Source organism: Mesorhizobium sp. B2-3-7 (genome assembly GCF_006442695.1).
Lineage (GTDB): Bacteria > Pseudomonadota > Alphaproteobacteria > Rhizobiales > Rhizobiaceae > Mesorhizobium.
Genome location: NZ_VFVV01000027.1, coordinates 1 through 1,286, shown reverse-complemented (window position 1 = coordinate 1,286; position 1,286 = coordinate 1). Strand labels below are relative to the sequence as shown.

Genomic DNA, 1,286 nt, shown 5'->3' with positions numbered 1-1,286 from the left:
GCGTGGATGTCGCCCGCCGTGCCGATGCCGAAGCTTTCCGGCGCATAGATGGCGGCCGCCGCCACCATCACGGCGGCAAGGCCGACGAGCGAGTGGAAGGCGGCGACCAGTTGCGGCATCGAGGTCATGGCGATGCGCCTGGCCGTGACGGCGCCGACGCCGCCGCCAATGGCAAGGCCGAGCACGATCAGGCCGAAGCGTCCGGCCGATGGCGTGGCCAGCGCCAGCGTGGTGGCGATGGCGATGCCCATGCCGATCATGCCGTAGAGATTGCCTTGCCGGCTGGTGGTCGGGTGCGACAGACCACGCAACGCCAGGATGAACAGAATGCCGGAGACCAGATAGAGGAAGGAGGCGAGATTGACGGTCACGTCACTTGTCCTTCTTCTTGTACATTGCCAGCATGCGCTGGGTGACGAGGAAGCCGCCGAAGATGTTGACCGACACCAGCATCAGCGCGACGAAGCCGAAGCCCGCGGCGACGCCGGAGGCGGCGATGCCGACGGCAAGCAGCGCGCCGACGACGATGACCGAGGAGATGGCGTTGGTGACGGCCATCAGCGGCGTGTGCAGCGCAGGCGTCACCGACCAGACGACGTAATAGCCGACGAAGATCGCCAGCACGAAGATGGCCAGGCGGAAGACGAAGGGATCGATGGCGCCGCCCGACAGCGCGTGCGCGGCGTCACCGGCCGCCTCGGCGCCGCCGGGAGCATTTGCCAGGTTCTGCACCGCCAGCCGGACGGCAGCACTTGCCTGGTCGAGCTGGTCGAGGGCTTTCTGCAAGGTCTGGTCCATCACGCGGTCCCTTTCGGCTTGGGCGAGGGCGACTTTGGCGAGGGCGACTTGGGCGGCGGGGGCGACTTGGGCGGCGAGGGCTTGGATGCGGCAGCTTTCCTGGGCGCGGCTTTCTTGGGCGCCGAAGCATCAGCGACCATTGTGCTGGCCGGGATCGCCGGCGGTTCGATATATTGGCCCTTTGGCGGCTGCTGGTCGGCCTTGGCGAAGGCCGGATGGACGATCTTGCCGCCGTCGGTCAGCATGGTCGCCTTGACCAGGTCGTCATCGCGGTTGATGGCAAGCGTCTTCGTCGCCTTGTCGACCAGGGTCTCGAGGAAAGCAAAAAGGTTCCTGGCGTAGAGCAGCGAAGCGGAGGCCGCGACGCGGCCCGGCACGTTGAGATGGCCGACGATCTTGACGCCGTTGGCCGTCGTCACAATCTTGCCCGCCTCGGCGCCCTCGACATTGCCGCCGCGCTCCACAGCAAGATCGACGATCACCGAACC

General features: G+C 66.9%; 2 protein-coding genes and 1 pseudogene. All 3 read right to left on the bottom strand.

What is annotated here, in order from left to right:
• Positions 1-371: NAD(P)(+) transhydrogenase (Re/Si-specific) subunit beta (locus tag FJ940_RS28335; RefSeq protein ID WP_181171824.1), on the bottom strand; the 371-nt coding region annotated here is incomplete at its 3' end.
• Position 372: 1 nt separating this feature from the next.
• Positions 373-798, bottom strand: coding sequence for an NAD(P) transhydrogenase subunit alpha (locus FJ940_RS28330; RefSeq protein ID WP_140512858.1), 426 nt, complete (start codon positions 796-798; stop codon positions 373-375).
• A pseudogene (locus FJ940_RS28325) lies at positions 798-1,286 on the bottom strand (NAD(P)(+) transhydrogenase (Re/Si-specific) subunit alpha); the annotation flags it as partial. The pseudogene FJ940_RS28325 and the gene FJ940_RS28330, both read right to left, overlap by 1 nt.